Source organism: Geomonas sp. Red276 (assembly GCF_054784495.1).
The window spans coordinates 142479-168118 of record NZ_BLXW01000007.1; the positions used below are offsets into that span (position 1 = coordinate 142479).

Sequence of the window (25640 nt, forward strand, 5' to 3'; positions counted from 1 at the left end):
CAATCTCTTCCTTCCGGGGTGACAGAGCCCCCCCTTTTTTCCGATGATGGTCAGGGAATTAATCTAACCTAATTTGTGGCGATGTCAAACGGAAGGCGGCGCCATTGTGGTATGCTCATTCCAGGCTGACGGGCCAAGGCAAAGGGGGCGGGACGGTGCCGTCTTTGCTGGTAAGAGGGTCGCGAAATGCGACTCCCATCGGGGGGTAGTGACGTGAACGCGGAAGTCGTATCGATCAGGTACCGCATCGAACTGAACGAGGCGCAGATTGCCAAGCTCAGAAGAACCTGGCCAAACGGTGATCCTTTCTATCCGTATGAGAAGATGGAGCGATATCTGGCACCTCTCCAGGTTGAGGACCTCAACTGGCATCATTACTCCGGTCCCTATCTCTATTTTACCGTCTATGGTGACGATCTGGAAGGAACGCTGGCCGCCGCACTGAGGGTATTCGAGCAAAGGCTTGGTTGATAGCCGGTAAATTGTGGGGGACGGGGGATGGCTGTCAGGATGTGGGGCATGATGATCATCGTGCTGCTGATGCTAACAGCCGGGAACGAGGCGCTTCCCAGCGACGGCTTCGGCCGCCAGGTGGTGGCCGAGGCCAACCTGGCCCGCACCCAACCGCGACGCTACGCCCAGTACCTCCGGGAGCTCCGCCGCAGCTACTGGGGAAAATTCTACCGGGCGCCGGGATCGGTCGCCACCGTGGTGACCTCGGAAGGGGGGGCTGCGGTCGACGAGGCCATTGCCTTCATGGAGCGTCAGTCCCCGCTCCCGCCCCTTACCTGGTCGGATGGTCTTGCCGAGGCGGCCGCTGAACTGGTGCGCGACGAGGGGCAAAACGGAGACGTCGGGCACCAGGGGCTGCGCTCAGGCACCATGCAGCAGAGGATCGAGCGGCACGGCACCTGGTCCAACCGGATCGCGGAGAACATCGGCTACGGCCCCGAAGACCCCCGGCTGATGGTGATGGAGCTGATCATCGACGACGGCGTTCCCGACCGCGGGCATAGAAAGAATATCTTTTCCCGCGCTTTCAATGTGGCGGGGGCAGCCTGCGGACCGCATCCGGTCTACCGCAACATGTGCGTGATCGACTTCGCCTCTTTCTTCAGCAAGTAAGGGGGCCGGCTCCGATTTAGCAGGAAAGAAGTTGACACCGTCTGCGCGAGAAATTATAGCTAGACCGACGGTTTGAAAGCCCCATCCAAAGGACGACTCGGCGAACATGTACTGGGAACAATTAGGCTTCAAAGAACCGCCCTTCGCCCTTACCCCCAACCCTGCCTTTCTCTTCCTGAGCACGCCGCACCAGGAGGCCTTCGCGCACCTCTTGTTCGCCATCGAGAACCGCGTCGGCTTCATCGAACTCTCCGGCGAGGTGGGCACCGGCAAGACGACGCTGGTCCGCACCCTCTTGAACCACCTGGAGGCAGATACCTACCGGACCGCGCTCATTTTCAACCCCACCGTCTCCCCGCTCGGTCTCGCGCGGGAAATCAACACCGAGTTCGGGATCTCCGCCGAAGGGGGAGAGATCCGGGACCTGCATCAGGCCCTTAACACCTTTCTCCTGGAAGAGAACCGCTGCGGGCGCACGGTGGTGCTGGTCATCGACGAGGCCCAGCACCTCTCGGTCGAGGTGATGGAGCAGATCCGGCTGATCTCCAACCTGGAGACCGAGTCGGACAAGCTGATCCAGATCGTGCTGGTGGGGCAGCCGGAGCTGAGGACGCTCCTTTCCCGCTCAGAGCTTCGCCAGCTCGACCAGCGGATCACCGTCCGCTACCACCTGAAGCCTATGGGGTTCGAGGACAGTTGCGATTACATCAGGCACCGGGTCAAGGCGGCGGCCGGCGGTCGGGAGCCGGTGTCCTTCGCCCCGGGTGCCATGAAGAAGATCTACCGCTTCTCGGGAGGCTTTCCCCGCCTGATCAACGGCGCCTGTGACCGTTCCCTCTTGGCGGCCTATACCGCCGGCCGGCGGGAGGTGTCGCCATCGATGGCCACTGCTTCCCTCGCCGATCTCGGGAGGGAGGAGAAAGGTTCCCGGGCGATCATCAAGGTCATCGTTGGTGCCTTGGCGCTGGCGGCGGTGGCCTCGGCCCTTCTTGCTTTCCCGCGGCAGGATGCCGTCGAGGCGAAGAAGCCCGCCCCGGTCGCGGCGGCTCCCTTTTCGCCCGAGGTGGCCCTGCGGGAGCTCGCCTCGGTTCCTCCCCATGAGAACCTGCCGGTGGCGGTCAACGCCCTGCTCGGGTGCTGGAAGAAACCGCCGGTGAAGCCGGCCTCCGGGCAGGCGGTCACCCTCGCCGCCCTCTTGCGTGGAAGCGGCCTCACCGCCACCCGGATTACCGGAAATCTCGTGAGCCTCGAGCGGCTGGACGCGCCCGCCCTTCTGCAGGTCGCGGTGCCGGGAGGGGAGCGGGTGGTGGCTCTGGTGGGGGTGGACGGCGGCGGCCTTCAGCTGGTTCCGCCCCTGGCCGGGAAGGCGCGCCTGAGCTCCGGTGAACTGGGAGCCATTTGGAAGGGGAGCGCGACCGTGCTCTGGAAGGATTTCCACGGGCTGGCGGGACGGCCGAAGGCCGCGGAAAAGGCCGATAAGGTGAAGCGTCTGCAGGGGCTTTTGAAGGAGGCGGGCTCCTATGCGGGGCCGGTGGACGGCAAGGACGGCGCGCTCACCACCGCCGCGGTCAGGGAGTTCCAGGCCCGGGAGGGGATGACCGTCGACGGGAAGCTGACCCCCGAGACCCTGATGAGGCTCTACCGGCAAGCCGGCGGCTTCTTCCCGCCGGGCATCGTCAAAGATCGGAGATGAAAACCCCTCGCCCTTTACGGGAGAGGGGCGGAAACAATAATCCCCTCGCCCTCCGGGAGAGGGGCGGGGGTGAGGGAGGGGGTAAAAACTGCCCTCACCCGGCCTTCGGCCACCCTCTCCCCCAAGGGGGGCGAGGGTAATGTGGGGCAGGGCCTTCGGCCACCCTCTCCCCCAAAGGGGGCGAGGGTATCTAATGGACGATTCGGCCACTCTCCGCCGTGAACGGGCGAGGATATTAAGGACTTTATTGCTATCGAGGGCAACTCATGAGCCTGATACTTGATGCGTTGAGGAAGATGGAACAGGAGCGGAAAAGCCGGCGTTGCGCCGCGGCGGACCTGCGGCCGGAGGTGCTTCGCTACCGCGGCGGCGCCACCGATCCTCGTCCGCGCCCGTACCTGCTGGTGGCGGCCGGTGCGGCTCTCCTGCTGACCGGCATCGGTGCCGGGTTTTTCCTGAAGGGGCATGGAGAGAGCGATCGCCAGGTCGCCGCGCGCCAGGAGGGTGATCGTGAAAGGCAGGAAAATGCCGCCGCTCCACCGGCCGCGGTGATGGTTGCCCCGGCCGCTCCGCTTCCTCCCCAGGCGGCGGAAACCTTCGCCCCGGCGCCAACCGTGCCGGCTGCCACTGCGGTCACTCCCCCCCGTGTGGCCAAGGCGGCACCGGTCTCCTCCGCCCCGCCGGTTTCTTCACCTTCCGCCCCGGCTGCTTCGGTTGGCACGGAGCCTGTTGCGGCTTTCACCCCGGCGGGCAAGGGGAAAGCCAGGACGGCTGCGACGATCGGTGGCGGGGCACGCGGCGTGGCACGCGAACCGCTGGTCAAAATGAAGGGCTCCCGGGACGACGGTCCGGTAATCAGCCAGGGGGGCTCCGACATCACCATCTCCGGCATCGCTTTCCAGGACGAGCGGAGCCTGCGCCGGGCGGTGCTCAACGGCACCCTGGTGAAAGAAGGGGAAGAAGTGGCCGGGGCGCGGGTGGTGGAGATCAAGGAAACCAAGGTCCGCCTCTCCCGAAACGGCCGCCAGTTCGACGTCGTCCTCTCCTCGTCCGTCCCGTCGCGCTGACTCCTTTCAAGCGGTTGAGTCTCCCCCCCGGGGTGGTATGCTCCCGGTATCGTTCCCAGGCCTGCAGTCCTGGAGGTGACCCTTGCTGATCATCGTCGAGTCGCCGACCAAGGCGAAAAAGATCCAGTCCATCCTGAAGACCAGGACCATCTCCACGGTCGGCCATTTCAAGGACCTCCCCGATGCTTCCATGGGGGTCGATCTCGCCACCTACGAGCCCACCTTCATCCTCCACGAAAAAAAGAAGAACCTCCCCAAGGAACTCAAGGCGGCGGCCAAAGGGGAGACCGTCATGCTGGCCGGCGACCCCGACCGCGAAGGATACGCCATCAGCCGGCACATCTTCGAAGAGGTCAAGGGGGTGGCCAAGGAGTGCCTCCGGATGGAGATCTTCGAGGTCACCGAGAAGGGGCTCAAGGACTCCCTCTCCCGGGCGGTCCCTTTCGAAAAGACCAACTCCGGGCTGTACCACGCCTTCCTGGGGAGGCGGGTTGGGGACCGGCTGGTCGGTTACATCCTCTCCCCCCTGGCCAGCCGCGACCTGTCCGGCAAATTCAGCGTGGGGCGCGTCCAGTCGCCGGCGGTGCGCCTCGTGGTGGATCGTGAGCGGGATATCCGCGCCTTCGTCCCCGCGCCGTACTGGATACTCGCCATCCTGCTGGAGAAAGGGGGGCTCGAGTTCCTGGCCCGCCACGTCCGGGGGAAGTTCGAGCGGAAAGAGGAGGCGGAGGCCGTCATGGCCGCCATCCGCGGCGCCAAGGAGGCGCTGGCGGAGAAGGTGGAAAAGAAGGAAACCCGCCAGTCCCCCAAGCCTCCCTTCACCACCGTCGACCTCCAGGCCGCGGCGGCGGCGCGCCTGAAGCTTGCGCCCGAGCAGACCATGAAGCTCGCCCAGGCTCTCTTCGACCACGGTCTCATCACCTACCACCGTACCGACTCCGTCCGCATGGCCGACGAGTTCGTGGCCGAGATCCGTACCTTTCTCTCCGCCTCGCTGGGGGAGCGGTACGTCCCTCCCAAGCCGCACCAGTACAAGTCCAAGAACAGCCAGGCCGACGCCCACGAAGGTATCCGCCCCACCCACCTCCATGAGCTCTCGGAAATCAAAGCGCTGATGGGTAGGGAAGGGCTGACCGCCGAGCATGCCCGGCTCTACGAGCTGATCTTCCGGCGGGCGGTGGGAAGCCAGATGGCACAGGCGGTCTACGACTCCACCGTCATGCTCTTCGAGGTGGCCGGAGAGAGGTTCCGGGCCAACGGCAGGGTGCTCAAGTTCGACGGTTTTCTCCGTATCTATACCGATCAGGATGAGGAGAAGGAGGGGAAGGAAGACGACCCGATGCAGGCCCTTCCCGAGGTCGTGCGGGGGGAGATGGTTCCCAAGAAAGGGGAAAAGCTGGACGAGAAGAAGACCAAGCCGCCGGGGCGCTTCACCTTCGGTTCCCTGGTCAAGGAGCTCGAACGGCTGGAGATCGGCCGGCCGTCGACCTATGCGGCGATCACCCGGAACATCACCGAGCGCGGGTACGTGCGTGAGGAAAAGGGGAAGGTGGTACCGCTTCCGCCCGGAGAGGCGCTGGTCGACTACCTGCGGGCCAGGCACGGCTGGGTCATCGATTACGACCTCACCCGCCGGATGGAAGGGTTCCTCGACTTGGTGGTGGACAACAAGGAGAGCTGGCAGCGCTTCTGCAAGGGGGTCCACGCCAAGATGGGGTACGCCGTCCCGGTCGGCAGGGGCGACGGCAACGTCCCCTCCGAGGGGCAGTTGCGGTATGCGAAGGCGCTCGCCCAAAAGGCCGGCGTCGAGATCCCCGCCTCCGTCCTCGCCAGCCGCCGGGAAATCTCGAAGTGGATCGACGGAGCGAAAAAGAAAGACGCTAAGTCATAAATAGCTAGTGTTTTCACATCACACTCAGGCTGTTTGCAACGACCTTGGCTGAATCCGCAATTTCAGTTTGTCACCCAGAAGCCGCTTGGCTACTCTCAGGTCATAGTCAGCCTGCAAACCTGTCCACAGCTCGGGGGAAACCGAAAAAAACAGCCCCAACCTCAAAGCCGTGTCTGCGGTGATGCTCCTTTTGCCATTGACGATCTCGCTGATTCGGCCTGGTGGGACATCAATTTCCCTGGCGAGTGCATTGATACTCAGGCCGAGTGGTTTCATAAAATCCTCCAGCAAAACCTCGCCTGGCGGGATCAAGTCCAGTAACTCACCTGCCCTTACCATATCCTTCATCCGAGATACCATCTCTATAACCTCCACATCCCGATTATGTCCTGCTGAAACTCTAACTCTGCTGCTATTTCCCATACTCCAGAGCACCACGGGTTGCACGACGTATAAGCTGCTTCTTAGTGGTAGTCGACTATCTCCACGTCATAGGCATCGTGTCCATCCCATCGGAAACAAACCCGCCACTTGTCATTGATCCTGATGCTGTACTGTCCTTCCCGGTCTCCTGCGAGTGCTTCCAGCCTGTTGCCGGGTGGGTTTCGCAAGTCTTGAAGATTTCGGGCCTGATTCAGGAGCAGTAGTTTACGCCTCGCTGTCCTTTCAATTTCCATGAATTTCGCCACCCTGCGGTCGGCAAATAATTCCTCAACCTCCCCCCCTTTGAACGTTTTGATCATGTTACTTCATGGCCACCCCCCTCCTGTGAAAGCCGTCATAGCCTCTGTTACGTAATGCGTTATAGCAGAATTCCCTGTGAGTTGCAAATCATGGCGCGTGGAAGGCGTGCTACGCCTCCCGTTTTGTTGCGGCGCGGGAACTGCTACTTCGAAAAGCTGTCGATCTCAACGTGGGACATGACCTTTTCGAGGAAGCGGGACTTGAATTGGCGGGTGGCCAGGGCTCGCTTGACCGGGGGGAGACGGAGGACGGCGCCCAGGATGGCGGCGAGGGCGCGATGGCTGAAGTCGGCCTGGTTGTCGAAGATGAGGTTTTGCAGCTTTCCGCGCTCGATGGCCATCATCACCAGGCGGTGGGCCGTGTTGATGGGGGTGAGGGCCCGCTTCTCCCTGGCCACCAGGGAAATGGCGCCGGCGGGACAGTTCTTTACGCAGATGCCGCAGCCGAGACAGAACTCTTCCGCTAGCTTCGGGGACGGGCGACGGGAGTAAACCCCATCCTCACCCTGTCCCTCCCCTTGAAGGGGAGGGGACGCCGGGGCCATGGCGATGGCGTCTATCGGGCAGATGCGGGCGCATTGGCCACAGCCGGTGCACCTGGCGAGGTCGGTGCGCTGGATGAAATTGGTGGTGTACATCGAGTTGGGAAGGGTCAGCCTCTTGACGGCCAGGAGCCCCTCGCAGCAGCAGCCACAGCAGTGACAGATGAAATTGACCCCACGCTGTACGTTGTCGGCGCACTGGATCAGGTTATGCTCGCGGGCCTGCTCGAGGAGTTCCAATCCCTGGGCCGTGTCGATGCGTTTGGCGATGCCGTTGCGGATCAGCGAGGCGGCGGCCAGGTTGAGGGTCATGCAATTGTCCAGGGGAGCCTGGCAGGCGCGGCCCTGGTGGGCCATCTTGTGGCGGCAGTAGCAGAGCCCGACGGCGAGGTCGCTCGCGCTCCGGATGACTTCACTCGCCCGCTCGTAGTCGAGCACGTGGGAGAACTCCTCGGGAGAGAGCGCCGGCTCGTTGACCAGTACTCTCCCGATGGAGGTCTCTCCGCCGGCGAACAGGTCGCGTACGAACTCCTCCTCCACGTTGATGTACTGGAAGAAAAGCCCGGCCAGTTCCTTCTGGTCGATGTCGGCCCGGAAGCGCATCAGGGAGAATTCAAAGAACCCGGCCATGGGAGGGGGGAGGATGTAGAGGGTCTTTCCCTCCCGCTCGACGTCCAGCAACATCGCCCGGGAGGCGAATCCTTCCAGGGTGGCCTCCGCCTCCCGCTCGCCGACATTCCAGATGCGGGCGGCCCTGGTGACCGTGAAGGGCCTGAGGGGAAGCCGGGAAAGGAGCGAGGCGTCGGCCTCGGTGAATAGGATGGAGAATATCTTGAACAGCAGTTCCGAGGAGGGTGCCCCCTGCGGGAACCTGTTCAGGCGAGTCATGAGCTGGCGGTATCCGCTTTTTGATGTGTGATGACTCATGAAAATATATTACCAGCTCTCTCGAAGGGCACAACCGGCGCAACGGTCAAAGGATGTACGAATCCTCTTTGCCTGATGTGCCGGCGCTGAACACCATCTGTTCACCTGCCGGACAGTTCCAGGACGCCACCTGTGCGACATCCAACTGAGGCAATGAGTTACCGTCCGTTGCCGCTGGCATACTGCTTGAAAGAGATAGTGCCACTGGACAGTATCACTGTTGTCAAAGGAGATCTCAATGTCGGCGTTAGTTCATTTTGGTAGAGTAATTCCGCTGGTTTTCCCCGAGATCTTCCCCAGTACCGCAGGCTCGGTTTTTGACACCGCCGTCAAAAAATCGACGCCCGGTGCTGACCTCCAGCCTTCCTTAGATTCCGCCGATGCCCCTTGGGATAGCCAGGCAGAGATGCATGCCCGGCGTATGAAGAGCCTGTACCAAAGAAGCCTCCGCACCCAGCGTCACAGCGACAGCCTGACCTACAGCGGGCTTCGCGCCTGATCCACCTCGCCCCCAGTACCGAGGCCTCTTCCCGTCCGGGGGAGGCCTTTTTTAGTCCCGTGAAGGTCTCTCCCCTCACGCCCCGCCCCCACGCCTCACCCGCCCGCCGTCCCCTCCTTCCGTAGCTCAGCCTGGCAAAATTAACGAAAAGATCCGTCGTATATCATTAAAGGTTTTGTCTGATCCAGCCGATACCGTTACCAGCGACTGTTGCGCTCCGCGGCCTACCGGCCGGAAGGATCTCCCGGCAGAGAGCTGTCAGTTACCACGTCCACCGTCGAAGGAACGTTTGCCACGGCAAGGTACACGATATGCCCAGGTTGAGCCTCACCACCAAGATGAGTGTCATGGTCTGCCTGCTGGTAGCGGCGGTCATGATCGGCGTCACCTTGACCGCTTCCTGGTATCTGCAGGAGCAGTTCACCGCCTCGGTCTCCTCCCAGCAGTTCGCCATGGTCACCGCCATGGCCAACGAGATCGAGGGGAAGATCGCCATCGCCCAGCAGCAGCTCTCCACCATCACCGGAGTGGTTCCTGCCGAGGCCCTTCGGAGCCGGGAGGACGCGCGCCGCTTTCTCGCCACCCGTCCCGACGCGCTGGCCATCTTCGACGGCGGCATCTTCCTCCTTGACGCCAGGGGTGAGCTCCTCGGGATACTTCCCCATGACCCCGACATGGTCGGCAAGGATCTCTCCTACCGTGAATACTTCAAGCGGACCATGGCGAGCGAGGAACCGTGCATCTCGGTACCGCTTCTTTCGCTCCAGCGCCCCCGGCACCCCATCGTCATCTTCACCGCCCCGGTATTCGGCCCTGGCGGCGAGTCGGTCGGCATGCTGGGGGGGATCCATGACCTGAGCAAGGCGAGCTTTTTTGCCGAGCTCGGCAATGCCTCCCTCGGCAAACATGGCTACCTCACGCTTTACCACAAGGACCGCACCATCATCGCCCACCGCGACCCCAAGCGGATCCTCTCCAAGGGATCGCCGCCGGGGCGGGACCCGCTCTTCGACGACGCCATAGCGGGCAGGAACGGGACCGGCGAACGGATCGATTCCGACGGACGCCAGGTGCTCACCTCCTACAAGCGCCTGTCGTCGGTCGACTGGGTCCTCTCCGCGAGCTACCTCAAGGCGGACGCCTATGCGCCGATCCAGAAGACCAGGGGATACCTGATGGCGGCACTGGTGGCCGCGCTCGCCCTCACCGTGCTGGCGACCTGGGTCTTCATGCATCGGCTCACCTCCCCCCTTACCACCTTCATCCGTCATGTCGAGGCGATGACCGGTTCCGACCAGGAGCCGACGCCGATCTCCATCAAGACCCGTGACGAGATCGGCACCCTGGCCCTCGCCTTCAACCGGATGGTGCAGGAAACCCACCGGCAAAAGGCTGCCGCGCTGGCCCACGAGGCCTTTACCGACAGCCTCCTGCAGAACTCCTCGGTAGCCACCTTCGTCATCGATGCGCAGCACCGGGTCATCATCTGGAACCGCGCCTGCGAGGAGTTGACCGGAATCCACGCCTCCGAGGTAATCTCGAGCGACCAGCAGTGGAAGGGGTTCTATCCCTCCCCGCGCCCGGTGCTGGCCGACTTTGTGGTCGACCAGGGAGAGCCCGATCTCACCGGCTACTACACCCTTTGCGCCCGTTCGCCGTTCGCCCCCGACGGGCTCTGCGCGGAAGAGTGGTTCCCCAACCTCAAAGGACGCACCCGTTTCCTCAGCTTCGAGGCGGCCCCCATCCGCGATGCCGACGGCAGGATCATCGCCGCCATCCAGACCCTGCAGGACCTGACCGACCGCAAGGAGGCCGAGGAGTCGCTGCAGAAACTGTCGCTCGCGGTGGAACAGATGCCGGTGACCGTCATGATCACCGACCGTGACGGCATCATCGAGTACGTCAATCCCCATTTCACCGTGACCACCGGCTACCTCCCCGAGGAGGCCCTCGGAAAGAACCCCCGGCTGGTCCGTTCCGGTCTGCACCCGAGGGAGTTCTTCGAGAACCTCTGGAATACCATCCTTTCCGGGCGCGAGTGGCGCGGCGAGTTGCTGAACCGCCGGATGAACGGCGAGGTCTACTGGGAGTCAGCCTCCATATCTCCGGTCAAAGGAAGCGACGGGGAGATCCACCACTTCGTGGCGGTCAAGGAGGACATCACCCTCCGCAAGCAGGCCGAGGAGGCCTTGAGGCGGAGCGACGAGCGTATCCGCCTGCTGCTGGAATCGACCGCGGAGGCGATCTACGGGACCGATCTCAAGGGGGCCTGCACCTTCGCCAACCCGGCCTGTGCGGAGATCCTCGGCTACGACGACCCCGACGAACTGCTCGGCAAGAACATGCACCTCTTGATCCACCACAGCCACCAGGACGGGGCGATCTTCCCCGGTACCGAATGCCCGCTGCTCGGGGTGCTACGGGGAGGGGAGGGGCTCCACGGCGACGACCAGTTTTTCTGGCGCAAGGACGGTTCTCCCTTTGCCGTCGAGTACTGGTCCTACCCGCAGCTCCGGGACGGCGAGGTGGTGGGGGGGGTGGTCACCTTCCTGGACATCACCGAGCGAAAGCGGGCCGAGGAGGAACTGCGTAAAGCGACCGCCGCCGCCGAGGCCGCCACCCGGGCCAAGAGCGCGTTCCTCGCCAACATGAGCCACGAGATACGCACCCCGATGAACGCCGTGATCGGCATGCTCTACCTGCTGCGCCAGACCACTCTCAACGACCGGCAGCAGGATTACCTGGAAAAGGCCCAGACCGCCAGCAACATCCTGCTCCGTCTGATCAACGAGATCCTCGATTTCTCCAAGGTCGAGGCGGGGAAACTGGAGCTCGAGCAGGTGGCCTTCTCCCTCGACAAGGTGCTCAACGACCTGACCACGCTGGCCAGCGCGACCTTGCAAGGGAAGCCGGTCAAGCTGGTGGTGAACCGGTCGCCGCAGGTGCCCGACATCCTGGTCGGCGACCCGCTCCGCCTGGGGCAGGTCCTTCTCAACCTGACCAGCAACGCCACCAAGTTCACCGAGCAGGGGAGTATCGAGGTGGGAGTGGTGCTCCTTGCGGAAGAGGCGGGGGACGTGGTGGTCCGCTTCAGCGTCACCGATACCGGGATCGGCATGACGCCGGAGCAGCAGGCGACCCTCTTCCACGCCTTCTCCCAGGCGGATTCCTCCACCACCCGCAAGTACGGCGGGACCGGTCTCGGCCTCACCATCAGCCAGCACCTGGTGGAGCTGATGGGAGGCTCCATCCGGGTGGAGAGCGAGGTGGGCAAGGGGAGCACCTTCAGTTTCGAGATCGGCCTGCAGCGCCACACCGGGGAGCGGAGCCTCGCCCTCCCGGAACCGGCCGTGGCCGAGGTGCCCGCGAAGGAGGAGGGGCTCTCCGGCGTTCGTCTGCTGCTGGTGGAGGACAATTCGCTCAACCAGCAGCTGGTCCACGAGCTCCTGGTGCGCCGCGGGGCCCGGGTCGACATGGTATCCAACGGGCAGGAGGCGGTGGATCGCCTCACCAGCCATGGCCACCTCTACCAGGCGGTCCTGATGGACGTCCAGATGCCGGTGATGGGGGGGCTGGAGGCGACCCGGCGGATACGGCTCAACCCGAAACTCACCTCGCTCCCCATCATCGCGATGACCGCCTCCGCGTTGGCGAGCGAGCGGGACGACTGCCTCGAGGCGGGGATGAACGACCAGGTAAACAAGCCGATCGACGTGGATGACCTGTTCACCAAGCTCATGCACTGGGTGAAGGGGGAAGGGCTCTCCCCCGAGGCGGAGCCGCCACCCGGCGAAGAGGGCGAGGAGGTGATCTTCCCCGAACGGCTGCCGGGGCTTGATTTCGAACGGGGGCTTAAGACGGTGGAGAACCCTCTGCTCCTCAAGCGGCTCCTCTTAAGCTTCGCGCGTGAGAACGAGGGGACCTTGGCGGAGCTCGACGAGGTCCTGGCCGCCGAGGAATACGCCAAGGCGCGGCTTTTGGTGCACACCGTCAAGGGGGTAGGGGGGAATCTGGGGGCCGGGGAACTTTTCGGTGCCGGTTCGCGGCTGGAGGCGGCCCTTCTCTCCGCGGAGCCCGCGGCCCTCGACGAGCTCGTGGCGTCGTTCCGGGAGAGTCTTGGCGAGGTGCTGGCCTCGATCGCCATCCTGGAAGCGCAATGGGAAGCGGAGGCGGTCGAGGCGGCTCCCTCTCCGCCCGACCGCGACCGGGTCGCCTCACTGGGTGGGAAGTTGGCCGAGCTGCTGGAGGCGCACAACCTGCGGGCCCTGACCCTCTGGGACGATCTCCGTCCGCTGCTTCCGGCCGAGGAGGGGAAACGGCTGGATGCCTCGTTGCAGTCCCTCGATTTTGCAGACGCCGAGAAGCTTTTGGCCGGCATTATGCGGCAGCTCGGGCTTGGCCCGGACCAGCGAGGAAGTGATGAAGACGCCTGAAGCCAAACAGACACGCCAGAGAGTCCTCATCGTGGACGACACGCTGGCCAACATCGAGATCCTCTACAAGATCCTGCAGGACGACTACGATGTCTTCTTCGCCAAGAGCGGCATCGATGGCCTCAAGGTCGTCCAGCGGGAGGCTCCCGACCTCATCCTGCTCGATATCATGATGCCCGACATGGACGGCTACCAGGTCTGCGAGATCCTGAAGAAGGATCCGGCCACCGCACCCATTCCGGTGATCTTCGTGACCGCCATGGGGAGGGCCGAGGACGAGACCCGCGGGCTGGACTGCGGCGCGATCGACTACATCACCAAGCCGATCAGCGTTCCGATCGTGAAGGCGAGGGTGAGAAATCACCTCGAGCTCAAAAGGAGCCGGGACCTCCTGAACGCCCTCAGCAGGGAGCTGGCCGAGAAGAACCGGGAGCTGGAGGTGTTGGCCCGCGCCGACGGCCTGACCGGAGTCGCCAACCGGCGCACCTTCGACGAGACCCTTTCGGCCGAGATCAAGCGGGCTGTGCGCAGCCGGCAGCCGCTCTCCGTGGTCCTTTTCGATGTCGACTTTTTCAAGCAGTACAACGATTGCTACGGACACGTGGCCGGCGACCATTGCCTGCAGACCGTGGGGGCCCTGATGAGGGAGACCTTCCGGCGGGCGGGGGATCTCACCGCGCGCTACGGCGGGGAGGAGTTTGTCGTCGTGCTCCCCGACACGACCCCGGCCAAGGCGGCGAAGCTCGCGGACCGGCTGAGGGCGGAGCTGCAGAAGCGGGCCATTCCTCACGCGGAGAGCAAGGTGGGGGAGGTGGTGACCGTCAGTGCCGGGGTGGCGGGCGGGATCATGGTGGCCGATGTCGGCCCCGAGGAGGTGGTCGCCCAGGCCGACGAAGCACTCTACCGGTCGAAGCAGAGCGGGAGGAACCGGGTGACCGTCTTCGGGGAATAAAGCTCTAAACAATGGAAACGCGGAAAACCATGGAACGCGGATGACGCGGATTGAGCGGATTTGCGCGGATAAGGCAAAGGCTTGAGGGGAAAACCTAAAACCTTGGAACACGGATGACACGGATGACACGGATTGGGCGGATTTGCGCGGATAAGGCAAAAGATCTTGAAGTTAATTCTAAATCTTTTGCCTGATCCGCCTTTATCCGTTACATCCGTGTCATCCGTGTCATCCGTGTTCTATCAAGGTTTTGCTGTTAATAGTCGATCCCCGGCTGGGGCTCGATGTCCTTGCGGTAGGCGTGCTTGACTTCGACAATCTCACTCACCGTGTCGGCGCGTTCGACGACTTCGGGGAGCGCGTCGCGACCGGTCAGGACCAGGTGCAATAGTGCGGGCTTGAGGTCCAAAAGCTCCATCACCTGGGGCGGGTCCACCAGCTTGAGCTTGACGGCGTTGTTGATCTCGTCGAGGATCACTATCTCGAAACCGCCCGAGGCGATCTTCTCCCTCGCCAGTTCCACCGCGTCCTGGGCGTTGGCCCGATGCTCCTTCCAGGGATAGGGGTTGCCGAGGATGCCGCAAAATCCCTTGCCGGTCTTGTGCAACTCCACCAGCTCACCGAGCAGTTTCACCCCGTCCCATTCCCCCGCGTAGAGATCCCCCTTCATGAATTGGATGATGCAGACCCGCATACCGTGGCCGACCGCCCGTAGCGCCATGCCGAGCGCCGAGGTGGTCTTCCCCTTGCCGTGACCGGTGATCACCACGGTCAGGCCGCGTCTAATTTTCGGTTCCAGCCGCTGGATCGTGAGCGGCGGAGTTCCCTGTTTGCTCATGAGAGACCCCTCCTCACGGAGATTATCCCACCAACGTCGAAAGGGGACAAGTCGGCCAAACAAAACCCTGGAACGCGGATGACGCGGATTTACAGCAGACCAGGCAAAAGATTTAGATTTTTACTACAAAGTCTTTCGCCTTATCCGCGTAGATCCGCTCAATCCGCGTCATCCGCGTTCTAAAGGTTTTTATCGCTTTTACGGAAAGAGCGGCACGAATCCTATGCCGGGCCCAGCCCCCGCCAGGTCGAACCTCCCGCTACCGTCCAGGTAGGGCGAGTGGGACAGTTCCCCCTTGATGAAAAAGGTGGTGTCGAGGTCGGCAAAATCGACGCACCCCAGCCCGGCCGCGAGATGGGCCGAGGCGGTGATCGAGAGCGCGCTTTCCATCATGGCGCCCAGCATCAGCGGTATCCCGTGCGAACTCGCCAGCCGCGCGATCTCGGCTCCCTCGAAGAAGCCGCTTTTCATGGTCTTGATGTTGATGGCGCTGACCGCGTTGCTCTCCACCGCCCGCTGCGCATCGATTAGCGAGCCGACGCTTTCGTCCGCGCAGACGAGCGTGCCGGAGCCCGGCAGCGCGCGGGTTATCGCTGCCAAGCCGTCCCAGTCGTGCCTGGGGACCGGCTGCTCGAGGAGGACCGGCCGGCAGCCGTGGCGGTCGAGCCTGTCCAGGAAGGCAAGCATCCGCTGGGCATCGAATCCCATGTTGGCGTCCAGGATCAGCCGGCTCTCCGGCGCCATCTCCCGCACCGCCAGGATGCGGGCCAGGTCTAGCTCCTCGTTCTTGCCGATCTTGATCTTGAACGCGGTGAAGCCGCGGGCGGCGAATTCCCTGGCGGTTGCCTGCGCTTCCTCAAGGGTGCCGATGACCACGGTGATGTCGGTGGCGAAGGCGAGGGCCGGTTGGTGGGAAGTGATCCCGGTAAAGAGCTGGTAAAAGGGGATACCCTGCAGGCGGCTCGCGATATCCAGCAGCGCCATTTCCAGCGCCGCAAGACCCGCGTGGTTCGCTGCAAAAGCCGGAGCAAACTCCCGGCAGGTCTCTTCCACAGAGGAGATGGTCCGCCCCTTGAGAGCCCCGGCCGCCGCCCGGAGGTTCGCGACGGTCGCGGGCACCGTCTCCCCCGTGATGTGGGTGGCCACCGCAGCCTCGCCGTAACCGCACACCCCGTCGCTGGTCACCACCCGCAGGAAGACGTTATCGAGCTCGTCATGCTGCCCGGTCGCGATACGGAAGGGGGAGACCAGCGGTGCCTTGATAATGGAAACAGCCGCATCGGCTACTGTAAAAGTCATGTTCTTCATCCTTTGTATCTCCATTGATTTCTCCTGGAACAGTATCCCATCAAGGATGGAATGGCACAACCCATGGGGCTAGATCGATGCTCCAACGCACAGGCCATTGCTACCCCTCACTCTCTGGGTCCTCGAGGTGACCGTTTCACGGGTCGGGCCCGCGCTGAGGTAGATGCGGGGGAACCCCAATGCCGAACGGGCCATCTGCACTACATCATCCGCCAATCCTTCCCGCAGGTGCCCCCCTCGAACATAGGTAAGCCGCCCGTCGATCTGATCGAGACAGGTGAGGGCCAGGGACGGACGGATCTCCACCCCTTCTGCCTGCCGGAGGTCGTGGGCGACGGTCCGCTCCAAGAGGTCGAGGTTCAACCAGGCGAAGCGCAGGGTGCCCTGGTGCGGGTTCGGTATGTTGGTCCGGTCCTCGATGCGCGGGTACGGCTTTCCCGGAAGCTCGTACGGAAGAGGACCCGCCCCGTGACGCGTCAGGTAGGCACGGCTGACGTAGGTGACCTCGAGGGTCGCTATACGGGCCTCCCGCGCCAGGATGGATGCATTGTAGAGGCCGGTGCGTGAACGGGTCACGTGCGGAAACCACTCGTGCATCTCGTCGAGAAGCAGTCCCTGCGCCCCCTCGAAGACCAGCTGCCTTGTCTGCCTGAGCACGTCTACTCCGCTCACGATGACCTGATCGGCAAAGGCCTCGGCATCCTCTAAAAAGCCGGACACAAGGAGGTCGCTCTCCAGCAGTGAGCGGAAACGCTCCTCCAACTCGCCAATGCCGAGCATGGCGAGGCGCCTTGGCAGGTAGGCCTCGCGAATCTGCAGGAGCTTGCGGCGAAGGCTCGGGATATCTTGCAGATGGGCCACCGTGGTCCGGTAGCGCGGGTCGAGGCATCGCTCGATCGTCTCACCAAAGCCGACGCCGCAACTGCCGTGCCGCCCCGCGCCCCGCATGCTTTCCGCCGCCTGGTTCAGGAGCATGTCGAACGGGGTGGTCACCATGGCGTCCCGGTCGACGTACACCGGCGGCAGGCTGCCGGGGAGAACCTGCTGGAGCTGATCCCGCTCCTTGAAGAACAGCACCGGGTTGACCACGAAAAACCGGCTAAGGTAGGTAGGGGCGCCGGCGAAGGTGCCGGAGCCGATGTGCCCGAACACGTGGCGGACTCCTGACGGCAAGGTCACCGTGTGCCCCGCCTGTCCTCCGCCGTTGAAACGCACCACCAGCGTATCGTTTCCGTAGGCGCTCGCGAAGTAGTCGGTAATGAGCCCCTTCCCCTCGTCCCCAAGCGCCGCCCCTATCACTACCTTGGCCGTTTTCATACCGGTACCCTCTAGAACCTCACGAAACCGCCGGTGCCCAACTCCTCGCGGCGGGTGAGCGATTTCAAGGCGGCCCTGACCGCCACCGAGGTGTCGCCGTTCCAGGAGGCGACCACGTCGTCCCGGTCCGCCCCCTCGTTGACCTGGATGGTGGAGACGATCACTTCAGCCATCTTGGTGTGATCGGAAAGGCGGATGGCGCGCTCTCCCATGAGCCTCGTCCACTTGCTTACCACCCGGTCTCCGTAGCTTCGGAAGTGGCTCCCCTCCTCGACCATCAGGTGGTAGACGTGGTAGTAGCGTGAAACGACGGCAAATAGCGCCTCGGCAGTCAGGTCCGCCTGCGGCCTTGTCCCGAACACCCGCTCGATCTCCGATGCCCTGAGCACCATCTGCGGCTCCTCGTCCCCTGCGGTGAAGAGGTACCCTTTCTTGCCGCGCTTCTCGAAGCAGTCGATGGAGGTGTGCATGGCGGCGAAGTACCAGGGGAGGAGATAGCTTTCGTGGCTGTTCCCCCCGCCGCCTCCTTCCAGCCAGATCTGGCGGAGCTGCTCGGCGATCCTGATGTCCGCCTCGAACTGGGTGATCTGGAGCGGCGCGCGGTCGCACTCCACGTCGCCGTTGGCCATGAACATGACATGGGGATCCGAGACCGGCTTTCTTGCGTAGATCTCGGTGGCCAGCGTGTGGCACCCCTGCCGGACCATGACGTCGGCGAGGAATCCCATCGATCCGGTGACGTCCACGTCGACGATGATGGCATGGCTGTTAGGGTTGTCGGCGGAGTCGCGGGATTCCCGCATACCGACCCCGTGCGGATTCAGAGCCGGATGAAGCGACCTTGAGCTGAAGACCGTGGAGGTTGACCTCCCCCTGATGTGCGTTGTGGTGTACCTGTCCCAATCCGCGTCGGTGAATCGTCCCGTTCCCATGGTGTCCTCCTTTTCCGGCGCTCCGGCCGTGCCGGACGCCTCTGTCAGTCCCACCCGGCGTGCAAGCTATGCCGCCCGATGAGAGATGGTCACTCAGACATACAGGTCACGTGCGGTGAGGCGCATCTCTACGAACCTCCGCGGGCCGAAGCTCTCCACCAGGACCTCCTCCCGCCACAGCCGGTAATCGCGGATCGCGCTCCCTGTCGTGGGGTGCCGGAGCCAGTCCAGCATCGGCCCCGGAACAGGGCGGGTGCGGAGCAGATTCATTCCCGAGACGTCTCCCAGCGCCTCGCGGCCGAGGCAGCGGACCGATTCCAGGTCCACCCGCGGGTCCGCGAGCTTCATTTCCTTCACCTCCAAAGGCATGAGGGCGTAGGTCCGCGCCGGAACCCCGAGGAGCTTCTCCCCTTGCCGCGCCGCGTACCACCATCCCCCCAGCAGCGCGCCGCTGTGGTTGAGGGGGGACACGAAATAGGTATGCGGCGAGATGTCGTTGTGGGTAAGCCCCGCCCACTCGAGATAACAGCAGAGGTTATGCAGGGTGCTCTGAATCCAGGCCACATGGCGCGGCCACTGGTCCGGTTGGCCCGTCTCGCGGTAGTGTTCGAAAACGTCCGCCAGAAGTAGCAGGTCCGGGCTCTTCTTGAGCACCATGACCAGCTGACCGTCACCGGTCTCGAAGGACCTCAGCAGGGTAGGAAGATAGCGCGACACTTCCTGCTCCATCGATTCGGAGGCATAACGGAAGCCGGTCACGGTGCGGACCGCGTTGTCGAAGAACGGCCGGTGCTTGCCGTCGATGAGGAAGGCCACCATGGTATCGGCGACCAGCATCACCCCCAGCTCGAAGGGGCGGCGCCTGAGGAAATTGAGCCGGAACTTGTCCCCCTGCCTGGAGGAGAGCATCATGGACCCGCGCCCCTCCCAGCTGCCGCTGGCGAGCTTGTCGAGTGCGGCGCGGTGGAGCTCATTGATGTGCTGCAGCACCTCCGGCGCCATCGGATGGCGGCTGCGGTCGGGGTGTCAGGCGAAGGCCAGGTGGCGGTATTCCCGCTTCAGCGCCTCCTCGTCCGGCGAGAAGAGCCTCTCCGGTCTGCCGATCGCCATGAGCTGTGCCGCCGTCAGTGCCGATAACCTATTCAGACGATCTTCCATGGCCCCCTCCCTTGCCGTCACTCCTCCCGCGGCCCTTCCATGGTCCTCGTGAAGTAGTGGATGGTGCGCCTATCCTTTAGCCGGTAGAGCTGCGCCGGCCTCATGCGCCCCTCTTTCCGCGCCCCCTGGGCCTCCTCGATGACGCCGGATCCCAGGTAGCGCCGCATCAGCGATTTCTTCTCCACCTTCCTCCCCAGGATGACTTCGTGGATGTGCTGGATGTCGAGGAAGGTGAAAGGCTCGGGCAGGAGATGGACCGCCACCGAGGTGTAGCCGACCTTCGCGCGCAGGCGCTCGAGCGCAAGGCGCACCAGTTTTTCGTGGTCGAAGGCGAGTGGGATGGCGACGGTTTCGTCCGCGACCGGCTCCCAGCGCACCTCGGAGGCGCCATGGGTGGCGGCGAGGGTGATCTCCGGCCGCGGCATCAGGGCGTAGTAGACCACGGTCACCGACCACCCGCGCGGGTCCCGGCTGGCGCTCCCCACCGTTTCCACCTGCTCCAGGTACGGGGCGACCACGTTGGTCTTTTCCTTGAGCTTGCGCAGGGCCGCCGAATGAAGATCGAGGTCCTGCTCCGTATCCACCAGCCCGCCGGGAAGGGACCAGCATCCCTTGTACGGCTCGATGGTCCGCTTCACCACCAGGGTGTGCAGTTGACCGTCGAACACGGTGAAGATCACCGGGTCGACGGAGGTTTGAATGGCGTGCCGTTTTTCCATGATCCCTCCGCTGGGTTCGTCCGCTCGACGTTAGCTTTCGTTTTGCCTAAACAATAATGTCACAGTGACATAATGTCAAGGAGAAAAAATGACGAGTGGATATCGATGCTAAACTCAATATTTATTATAAAAATATGTTGACTGTGATGCTGGCCGGTATTATATGTGGCTCAAAGACATTTATACCGGGAGGGGGCATGAAACTCGACAGGGAGACGACGGCAAGCTTTGACGTGGATGTGCAGAAGGGATTCACCCCGCTTTGCCCGGAGGAGCTGCCGGTTCCCGGTGGCGAGACCCTGGCCGATGTCCTCAACCGGCAGGCTTCGCTGGCCAGGCTGCGGGTGGGGTCGAAGGATGCCCACCCGGTCAACGCGGTCTGGAAGGTGGAGGAAGGGAAACCGGCCTTCTCTCCGGTGGCCGGGGAGAACGTGGATATCCGCTGGAATATGCACTGCGTCGCAGGAACCAAGGGGCACGAGCTGATCGACGGGCTGCCGCACCCCGCACGGTACGACTTCTTCGTGCAAAAGGGAGTGGAGCCGGACATGCACCCGTACGGCGCCTGCTACCACGATCTCTCCGGCCGCCAGAGCACCGGCGTCATCGAGTACCTGAAGCTCAACGGCATCCGGACGGTCATCGTGGGGGGGCTCGCAACCGATTACTGCGTGAAGAACACGGCGCTGCAGCTACGGAGGGCGGGCTTCGAGGTGGTGGTCAATCTGGAGGCGTGCCGAGGCATCGCAGAAGATACCGTCGGCGCGGCCATACAGGAGATGAAGGACGCCGGTATCGAAGTGGTCGATTCGCTGTAAAAGGAGGTGGGGGACATGAAACAGGACAAGCCGATCATCACGACGCTCATGGACACGGACCGCTACAAGCTCTCCATGCAGAAGACCTTCCTCCACCACTACCCCGGTGCGCACGCCCGCTACCGCTTCAAGTGCCGCACCCGTGGGGTCGATCTGGGCCGCTATGCCGATGAGATCCGCGAACAGGTGAGGCATCTCGATTCCCTCTCCTTTACCCGCGAGGAGCTGGAGTACCTCGCCAAGATCCCTTCCCTGGCGGGGGATTACCTCGACTTCCTGCGCATCTTCCGCCTCGACAGCAGGAACGTGTTGATAGAGGGGCGCGACGGCGAGCTGATAATCGAGGCGCAGGGGGCCATCGTCCACTCCATGCCCTTCGAGCTTTATGTCCTCCCCATCGTGCAGGAGGTTTTCACCAGGCGCAGCTACCCCGGCGAAAACTACGCGGAGGCGAAGCGCCGCCTGGAGGAGAAGATCGCCTTCGTGCGCGGCTCGGGCGAGGAGGGGTTTCGCTACGCCGACTTCGGTGGCCGGCGGCGCGAGAGCAGGGAATGGCACGAGTATACGGTGATGAGGCAGGCCGAGGCGCTGCCCGAGAACTTCACCGGCACGAGCAACATGGCCCTCGCCATGAAGTACGGCCTCACCCCGATCGGCACCATGGCGCACGAATACCTGCAGGCGTTCCAGGCCCTGGGGCCGCGCCTGGTGGACAGCCAGAAGGCTGCCCTGGAAACCTGGGTGAAGGAATTCAGGGGGGATCTCGGCATCGCCCTGACCGACGTGGTGGGAATGGATGCCTTCCTGCGCGACCTCGACCTCTACTTCGCTAAGCTCCTCGACGGTTTCCGCCACGATTCGGGGCAGCCGGTCAAGTGGACCTGGAAGCTCGTTCAAAGGCTGCAGCAGTTGCGCATCGATCCCGCCACCAAGGGCGCGGTCTACAGCGACGGCCTCACGCTGGCCAGCGCGCTGGCCCTGTACCGCCTGGTGCGTTACGCGGTGCGGCCGGTCTTCGGCATCGGGACGCACCTGACCAACGACTTCGGGCGGCCGGCGCTGAACATGGTGATGAAGATGGTCGAGTGCAACGATCAGCCGGTGGCGAAGATCTCGGACGCCCCCGGCAAGGGGATGTGCGACAACCCGGACTTCCTGCGTTACCTGATGCAGGTGTTCCAGATTCCAGCGGAAGCGGTCGCCTAGACAAGGAGGGATACCATGCTCAGGATCATGATGGCGCAGTTGAATTACCTGGTCGGGGACCTCCCCGGCAACGTGGCGAAGATGGCCGAGCTGGTCAACCGTCACGGCAACGATGTGGACCTGATCATCTTCAGCGAGCTCGCCGCGACCGGCTACTATCCGTACGACTACATCACCAGGGCCGGATTCGTCGATGCCCAGGACGAGCAGCTCCACCTCCTGCAGCAGGCGACGGCCGGCATGCGCGCCGGCGTGGTGGTAGGGCATATCTCCCGCAACCCCTTCGCGGGAAAGCCCTTCTTCAACAGCCTCTCCCTCCTCGAGAACGGGGTGAGGAGCTACAGCTATCACAAGCACCTCTTGTGCGATTACGACATCTTCAACGAGCCCCGGCACTTCGAACCGGGCAACCGCCCGGGGCTCGCCACCTTCCGCGGCCAGCGCATCGGCTTCCTGATCTGCGAAGATGCCTGGAACGCCACCGATAACCCGCTCTACCAGGTGGACCCGGTTTCCCACCTGGAGCGGGAGCGGCTCGACCTGGTGGTCAGCATCAACGCGAGCCCGAGCAACGTGAGGAAACAGCTCAAGCGTCACCAGGTGATAGGCGCCGTCGCCAGGAGGTGCGGCTGCCCGGTGGTGTACGTGAACCAGGTCGGCGGCTACGACGACATCGTGTACGACGGTGCGAGCTTCGTCGCCGACCGGTCGGGTGGCATCGGCTATGGCCTCCCTTCCTTCGAAGAAGCAGTGGCGGTCATCGAAGTAGGGGACTCGGGCGCCATCGTACCGGTCTCCGCCCCGGCTGCTGCCGGCCGGTTGACGGCCGAGCCGCAGCCGATGGACGACATCGAGCTGATCTACCGGCAGAGCATCCTCGGCATCAGGGACTATGTGGGGAAGTGCGGCTTCACCGGCGCCGTGGTGGGATCGTCGGGCGGGGTGGACAGCGCGGTGACCCTGGCCCTCGCCGTGGAGGCGCTGGGGCCGGAGAACGTCTTCGCCATCACCATGCCCAACGAACTCTTCTCCTCGGCAGGGAGCGTCCGGGATTCGGAAGCACTTTGCGCTAACCTCGGGATCCGGCTCTATTCCGATCCCATCACGGAAGAGTACGAGCTGTGGCTGAAGAAATACCGCGCGGTGTATGGCAAGGAGCCGGAGCGCCTGACCAGGGAGAACCGGCAGGCGCGTATCAGGGGAGGGAAGGTGATGGCCTTCTCCAACGACCGTCCCGGCGTCCTCGCCCTCTCCACCGGCAACAAGAGCGAGGTGTGCGAAGGGTACTGCACCCTGTACGGCGACATGTGCGGAGGACTGAACGTCCTGGGCGACATCTACAAGACCCAGGTCTACGAGATCGGGAGGCTCCACAACCGCCTGCGTCCCGAACGGAGCATCCCGGAGGAGATCTTCACCAAGGAGCCTTCCGCTGAGCTCTCCGAAGGGCAGAGGGATTCGGACTCCCTGCTGCCGTATGAAATCCTCGACCCGGTGCTGATGCTTTTCATAGAGCACGACCTGCTCGAGGACGAGGAGCGGGAGGAGTGTCTGGGCAAGCTGGCGGGGACCCCGACCGCGGCACTGGAGAGGGCGATCCGGCTGGTGGACCGGGCGCAGTTCAAGCGCAACCGGGCGGCGCCGATCATCCGCGTGCAGCGGCGCTCCTTCGGCCCGGGCTGGCAGGTCCCAGTCGCCGCGCGGTACGTGGACGACCGTTTCATTCAGGAGGTAGTCGGAAGGGAAATCCCCGGCAAGGAGAGGGAAGACGCCGGGAACAGGGATTCGAGGAAAGATAAATCTGTTCAAGCAAGCTTCGATGCCGTCTGATTAGGGGCGCACCGTAGGGTGGGCAGCCCTCTGCCCATCACCCCAAGAGCCCGTACTCAACGTCTGTCCCTGGCTCGATGTTCTTCTCCTTGAAGGAGACCGACTCGAACTACGGAACCCTTACCGGGCAGGCGCGCTGCCGCTGACCGCCGCCTGGTAGCGTGCCAGCAGATCCGGGTCCTCGATGGAGCCGTGGTGGTGAACCTGCTGCCAGCGGCCGGCGCGGAGGGTGAAGATCCTGGTGGTCCTGATCGCCATGGTGAGGACGGTGCCGGCCATCTTGAATTCCCCGCGCTCCCGGCCGACCACGTAGAAGGTGTTGCCGTCCAGGTGCAGGGTGTAGTCGTAGAATTCGAACCAATACTCCGACTGGCTGGCGAAAAGCCGCTGGTAGACCGACTTGATCTCCTCCCATCCCCGCTTGATACCGCCAAGCGGATTATCCATCGCCGCCTCATCGCTTTGCAGCCAGTTTTGGCCCATCTTCTCCATGTCGCGTTCGTTGAGCGCCTCGTAGAAAGCGGACAAGGCAGCCAACTCGGGAGAGAGCCCCCCTTTATCCTCCCGCCCCGTCACCGGTGTCCGTTCCAGCCTCTGCATACCTTCCTCCTGTGTCCTTTAAACCTGGCTGCCCCTCTCGTCGGTTTGGAGGGGCATCAGCGTCGGCTCCTCACCCTGCGGCGCCAATAGTTCTATGTCCCTCAGGCTGCATTAGCCTTGATAGGGTCATGCTTGGGCTGATAGGTCCCGGGCTCGGCGCGGAAGGCGATCGCCAGACGGTTCCAGCTGTTGATGGCGGCGATGGCCAGGGTGATAAAGGCCAGTTCCCGATCGGTGAATTCTTTCCGTGCCTCCTCGTACACGTCGTCAGGCACGTGGCCGTTGGTGATTACTGTTACTGCTTCGGTCCATGCCAACGCCGCACGCTCTCGCGCAGTGTAGAAGGGGGTCTCTCTCCAGGCATCCAGCTCATAAATTCGCTGCTCCGACTCACCCCTGGCCCGAGCATCCTTGGTATGCATGTCGATGCAGTAGGCGCATCCGTTGATCTGTGATGAACGAAGCCTGATCAGGTCGAGGAGAGACTCCTCCAATCCGCTGGCGTGTACCGCTTTCTCCAGTCCCAGCATGGCGTTCAAAGCTTCCGGCGCGATCTTGGTAACATCGATTCTCATGGTATGGCTCCTTTCCCTCCTTCCGGTCAAAAGCCGCCCAGTGAGGTCCAGGCGGTTGGGATAGGGTAACAATTCTGCCACTGGCATTTGAAGGCATTGTCTCATAATAAATCCTGCGACAGATTTATTTTCGACCTCTCACCCTTTAGGTGCCAGTATGTGGGGCGCCGTTTGTGGTGGGCCACCGCGATTACGAGAATGTGTTCAGGTTCAATTGGGTAAAAGATACTGAGAGGAAAGGTGTTGAGAACCTACTTCCGGATGCTCCCTCTAATGACGGGAGAGCTAAGGGGAAAAGGGAGAGGAAACGCATGAAGAAACCCAAGGGGACGCCCATAAGATTACCTGATTAGCGCCAATCTTCCGCTGGAAGACAAGCGCGACATATTACGTCGTAGGTGGTTCATATAATCACGGCACATTCCATCCGAGGAGGCTGCCGTGAAGAATCGTTTCCAGTTCCAGTC

23 protein-coding genes are annotated in these 25640 nt (G+C 63.1%); 11 read left to right on the forward strand and 12 right to left on the reverse strand.

Annotation, left to right across the window (positions count from 1 at the left end; genetic code table 11):
* Nucleotides 1-213: 213 nt before the first annotated feature.
* The 5 genes from ACYVL5_RS07305 (at nt 214) to ACYVL5_RS07325 (ending at nt 5776) form a co-directional block, all read left to right on the forward strand.
* Entirely contained in the window at nt 214-471 is a 258-nt protein-coding gene (locus tag ACYVL5_RS07305) for a hypothetical protein (RefSeq protein WP_460594893.1), read from the forward strand.
* A 48-nt stretch (nt 472-519) separates the two neighbouring features.
* A complete protein-coding gene (locus ACYVL5_RS07310; protein WP_460594894.1) occupies nt 520-1125 on the forward strand; it encodes a CAP domain-containing protein in 606 nt (201 codons plus the stop codon).
* A 106-nt stretch (nt 1126-1231) separates the two neighbouring features.
* Nucleotides 1232-2818 carry an AAA family ATPase gene (locus ACYVL5_RS07315; RefSeq protein ID WP_460594895.1) on the forward strand — a complete coding sequence of 529 codons (1587 nt, stop codon included), beginning with the start codon at nt 1232-1234 and terminating at the stop codon, nt 2816-2818.
* A 266-nt stretch (nt 2819-3084) separates the two neighbouring features.
* Nucleotides 3085-3885, forward strand: coding sequence for a general secretion pathway protein GspB (locus ACYVL5_RS07320; RefSeq protein ID WP_460594896.1), 801 nt, complete (start codon nt 3085-3087; stop codon nt 3883-3885).
* Between the two features lie 82 nt (nt 3886-3967).
* Nucleotides 3968-5776 carry a type IA DNA topoisomerase gene (locus ACYVL5_RS07325; RefSeq protein ID WP_460594897.1) on the forward strand — a complete coding sequence of 603 codons (1809 nt, stop codon included), beginning with the start codon at nt 3968-3970 and terminating at the stop codon, nt 5774-5776.
* 24 nt (nt 5777-5800) lie between these two features.
* Here the strand turns inward: ACYVL5_RS07325 and ACYVL5_RS07330 are convergent, their stop codons facing one another.
* The 3 genes from ACYVL5_RS07330 to ACYVL5_RS07340 all read right to left on the reverse strand — a co-directional run bounded on the left by ACYVL5_RS07330 (nt 5801) and on the right by ACYVL5_RS07340 (nt 7949).
* Nucleotides 5801-6124 carry a HigA family addiction module antitoxin gene (locus ACYVL5_RS07330; RefSeq protein WP_460594898.1) on the reverse strand — a complete coding sequence of 108 codons (324 nt, stop codon included), beginning with the start codon at nt 6122-6124 and terminating at the stop codon, nt 5801-5803.
* Between the two features lie 116 nt (nt 6125-6240).
* A complete protein-coding gene (locus tag ACYVL5_RS07335; RefSeq protein WP_460594899.1) occupies nt 6241-6519 on the reverse strand; it encodes a type II toxin-antitoxin system RelE/ParE family toxin in 279 nt (92 codons plus the stop codon).
* 143 nt (nt 6520-6662) lie between these two features.
* The gene (locus tag ACYVL5_RS07340) at nt 6663-7949 is read right to left on the reverse strand and encodes a 4Fe-4S dicluster domain-containing protein (RefSeq protein ID WP_460594900.1); all 1287 of its coding nucleotides are present in this window, start codon (nt 7947-7949) and stop codon (nt 6663-6665) included.
* Nucleotides 7950-8226: 277 nt separating this feature from the next.
* Here ACYVL5_RS07340 and ACYVL5_RS07345 point away from each other — a divergent pair, with 277 nt between their 5' ends.
* The 3 genes from ACYVL5_RS07345 to ACYVL5_RS07355 all read left to right on the forward strand — a co-directional run bounded on the left by ACYVL5_RS07345 (nt 8227) and on the right by ACYVL5_RS07355 (nt 13872).
* Nucleotides 8227-8487, forward strand: coding sequence for a hypothetical protein (locus tag ACYVL5_RS07345; RefSeq protein WP_460594901.1), 261 nt, complete (start codon nt 8227-8229; stop codon nt 8485-8487).
* 311 nt (nt 8488-8798) lie between these two features.
* Entirely contained in the window at nt 8799-12920 is a 4122-nt protein-coding gene (locus ACYVL5_RS07350; protein WP_460594902.1) for a PAS domain S-box protein, read from the forward strand.
* Nucleotides 12907-13872 carry a PleD family two-component system response regulator gene (locus ACYVL5_RS07355; RefSeq protein ID WP_460594903.1) on the forward strand — a complete coding sequence of 322 codons (966 nt, stop codon included), beginning with the start codon at nt 12907-12909 and terminating at the stop codon, nt 13870-13872. The genes ACYVL5_RS07350 and ACYVL5_RS07355 overlap by 14 nt, the downstream gene beginning before the upstream one ends.
* A 256-nt stretch (nt 13873-14128) precedes the next feature.
* Here the strand turns inward: ACYVL5_RS07355 and ACYVL5_RS07360 are convergent, their stop codons facing one another.
* The 7 genes from ACYVL5_RS07360 to ACYVL5_RS07390 all read right to left on the reverse strand — a co-directional run bounded on the left by ACYVL5_RS07360 (nt 14129) and on the right by ACYVL5_RS07390 (nt 20144).
* On the reverse strand, nt 14129-14710 hold the full coding sequence (locus ACYVL5_RS07360; RefSeq protein WP_460594904.1) for a cob(I)yrinic acid a,c-diamide adenosyltransferase: 582 nt from the start codon (nt 14708-14710) through the stop codon (nt 14129-14131).
* 198 nt (nt 14711-14908) lie between these two features.
* On the reverse strand, nt 14909-16009 hold the full coding sequence (locus ACYVL5_RS07365; protein WP_460594905.1) for a dipeptide epimerase: 1101 nt from the start codon (nt 16007-16009) through the stop codon (nt 14909-14911).
* A 78-nt stretch (nt 16010-16087) separates the two neighbouring features.
* The gene (locus ACYVL5_RS07370; RefSeq protein ID WP_460594906.1) at nt 16088-17335 is read right to left on the reverse strand and encodes an adenylosuccinate synthetase; all 1248 of its coding nucleotides are present in this window, start codon (nt 17333-17335) and stop codon (nt 16088-16090) included.
* Between the two features lie 11 nt (nt 17336-17346).
* A complete protein-coding gene (locus tag ACYVL5_RS07375) occupies nt 17347-18267 on the reverse strand; it encodes a hypothetical protein (protein ID WP_460594907.1) in 921 nt (306 codons plus the stop codon).
* A 93-nt stretch (nt 18268-18360) separates the two neighbouring features.
* A complete protein-coding gene (locus tag ACYVL5_RS07380) occupies nt 18361-19269 on the reverse strand; it encodes a hypothetical protein (protein WP_460594908.1) in 909 nt (302 codons plus the stop codon).
* A gap of 24 nt (nt 19270-19293) precedes the next feature.
* The gene (locus ACYVL5_RS07385; protein ID WP_460594909.1) at nt 19294-19425 is read right to left on the reverse strand and encodes a hypothetical protein; all 132 of its coding nucleotides are present in this window, start codon (nt 19423-19425) and stop codon (nt 19294-19296) included.
* A gap of 17 nt (nt 19426-19442) precedes the next feature.
* Nucleotides 19443-20144 (reverse strand): NUDIX hydrolase, encoded by a 702-nt coding sequence (locus tag ACYVL5_RS07390; protein ID WP_460594910.1) that lies wholly within the window; start codon nt 20142-20144, stop codon nt 19443-19445.
* Nucleotides 20145-20341: 197 nt separating this feature from the next.
* Here ACYVL5_RS07390 and ACYVL5_RS07395 point away from each other — a divergent pair, with 197 nt between their 5' ends.
* The 3 genes from ACYVL5_RS07395 to ACYVL5_RS07405 are packed head-to-tail and all read left to right on the forward strand — an operon-like array spanning nt 20342 to nt 23998.
* Nucleotides 20342-20962, forward strand: coding sequence for a nicotinamidase (locus ACYVL5_RS07395; RefSeq protein ID WP_460594911.1), 621 nt, complete (start codon nt 20342-20344; stop codon nt 20960-20962).
* Nucleotides 20963-20977: 15 nt separating this feature from the next.
* Nucleotides 20978-22168 carry a nicotinate phosphoribosyltransferase gene (gene pncB / locus ACYVL5_RS07400; RefSeq protein ID WP_460594912.1) on the forward strand — a complete coding sequence of 397 codons (1191 nt, stop codon included), beginning with the start codon at nt 20978-20980 and terminating at the stop codon, nt 22166-22168.
* 15 nt (nt 22169-22183) lie between these two features.
* The gene (locus ACYVL5_RS07405) at nt 22184-23998 is read left to right on the forward strand and encodes an NAD(+) synthetase (RefSeq protein ID WP_460594913.1); all 1815 of its coding nucleotides are present in this window, start codon (nt 22184-22186) and stop codon (nt 23996-23998) included.
* A gap of 120 nt (nt 23999-24118) precedes the next feature.
* On the opposite strand, the gene ACYVL5_RS07410 is transcribed toward ACYVL5_RS07405, so the two are convergent.
* Together ACYVL5_RS07410 and ACYVL5_RS07415 are read right to left on the reverse strand one after the other, a co-directional pair.
* Nucleotides 24119-24598, reverse strand: a complete 480-nt coding sequence (locus ACYVL5_RS07410) for a YybH family protein (protein WP_460594914.1) — start codon at nt 24596-24598, stop codon at nt 24119-24121.
* Between the two features lie 101 nt (nt 24599-24699).
* Nucleotides 24700-25173, reverse strand: coding sequence for a carboxymuconolactone decarboxylase family protein (locus ACYVL5_RS07415; protein ID WP_460594915.1), 474 nt, complete (start codon nt 25171-25173; stop codon nt 24700-24702).
* Nucleotides 25174-25640: the final 467 nt, after the last annotated feature.

Coding starts and splice junctions, on each gene's coding strand:
- ACYVL5_RS07375 (WP_460594907.1), bottom strand. CDS start 18,267: ATGGGAACGGGACGATTCACCGACGCGGATTGGGACAGGTACACCACA.
- ACYVL5_RS07370 (WP_460594906.1), bottom strand. CDS start 17,335: ATGAAAACGGCCAAGGTAGTGATAGGGGCGGCGCTTGGGGACGAGGGG.
- ACYVL5_RS07355 (WP_460594903.1), top strand. CDS start 12,907: ATGAAGACGCCTGAAGCCAAACAGACACGCCAGAGAGTCCTCATCGTG.
- ACYVL5_RS07335 (WP_460594899.1), bottom strand. CDS start 6,519: ATGATCAAAACGTTCAAAGGGGGGGAGGTTGAGGAATTATTTGCCGAC.
- ACYVL5_RS07390 (WP_460594910.1), bottom strand. CDS start 20,144: ATGGAAAAACGGCACGCCATTCAAACCTCCGTCGACCCGGTGATCTTC.
- ACYVL5_RS07395 (WP_460594911.1), top strand. CDS start 20,342: ATGAAACTCGACAGGGAGACGACGGCAAGCTTTGACGTGGATGTGCAG.
- ACYVL5_RS07410 (WP_460594914.1), bottom strand. CDS start 24,598: ATGCAGAGGCTGGAACGGACACCGGTGACGGGGCGGGAGGATAAAGGG.
- ACYVL5_RS07350 (WP_460594902.1), top strand. CDS start 8,799: ATGCCCAGGTTGAGCCTCACCACCAAGATGAGTGTCATGGTCTGCCTG.
- pncB (WP_460594912.1), top strand. CDS start 20,978: ATGAAACAGGACAAGCCGATCATCACGACGCTCATGGACACGGACCGC.
- ACYVL5_RS07360 (WP_460594904.1), bottom strand. CDS start 14,710: ATGAGCAAACAGGGAACTCCGCCGCTCACGATCCAGCGGCTGGAACCG.
- ACYVL5_RS07405 (WP_460594913.1), top strand. CDS start 22,184: ATGCTCAGGATCATGATGGCGCAGTTGAATTACCTGGTCGGGGACCTC.
- ACYVL5_RS07330 (WP_460594898.1), bottom strand. CDS start 6,124: ATGAAGGATATGGTAAGGGCAGGTGAGTTACTGGACTTGATCCCGCCA.
- ACYVL5_RS07380 (WP_460594908.1), bottom strand. CDS start 19,269: ATGGCGCCGGAGGTGCTGCAGCACATCAATGAGCTCCACCGCGCCGCA.
- ACYVL5_RS07320 (WP_460594896.1), top strand. CDS start 3,085: ATGAGCCTGATACTTGATGCGTTGAGGAAGATGGAACAGGAGCGGAAA.
- ACYVL5_RS07345 (WP_460594901.1), top strand. CDS start 8,227: ATGTCGGCGTTAGTTCATTTTGGTAGAGTAATTCCGCTGGTTTTCCCC.
- ACYVL5_RS07415 (WP_460594915.1), bottom strand. CDS start 25,173: ATGAGAATCGATGTTACCAAGATCGCGCCGGAAGCTTTGAACGCCATG.
- ACYVL5_RS07340 (WP_460594900.1), bottom strand. CDS start 7,949: ATGACTCGCCTGAACAGGTTCCCGCAGGGGGCACCCTCCTCGGAACTG.
- ACYVL5_RS07365 (WP_460594905.1), bottom strand. CDS start 16,009: ATGACTTTTACAGTAGCCGATGCGGCTGTTTCCATTATCAAGGCACCG.
- ACYVL5_RS07385 (WP_460594909.1), bottom strand. CDS start 19,425: ATGGAAGATCGTCTGAATAGGTTATCGGCACTGACGGCGGCACAGCTC.
- ACYVL5_RS07310 (WP_460594894.1), top strand. CDS start 520: ATGATGATCATCGTGCTGCTGATGCTAACAGCCGGGAACGAGGCGCTT.
- ACYVL5_RS07315 (WP_460594895.1), top strand. CDS start 1,232: ATGTACTGGGAACAATTAGGCTTCAAAGAACCGCCCTTCGCCCTTACC.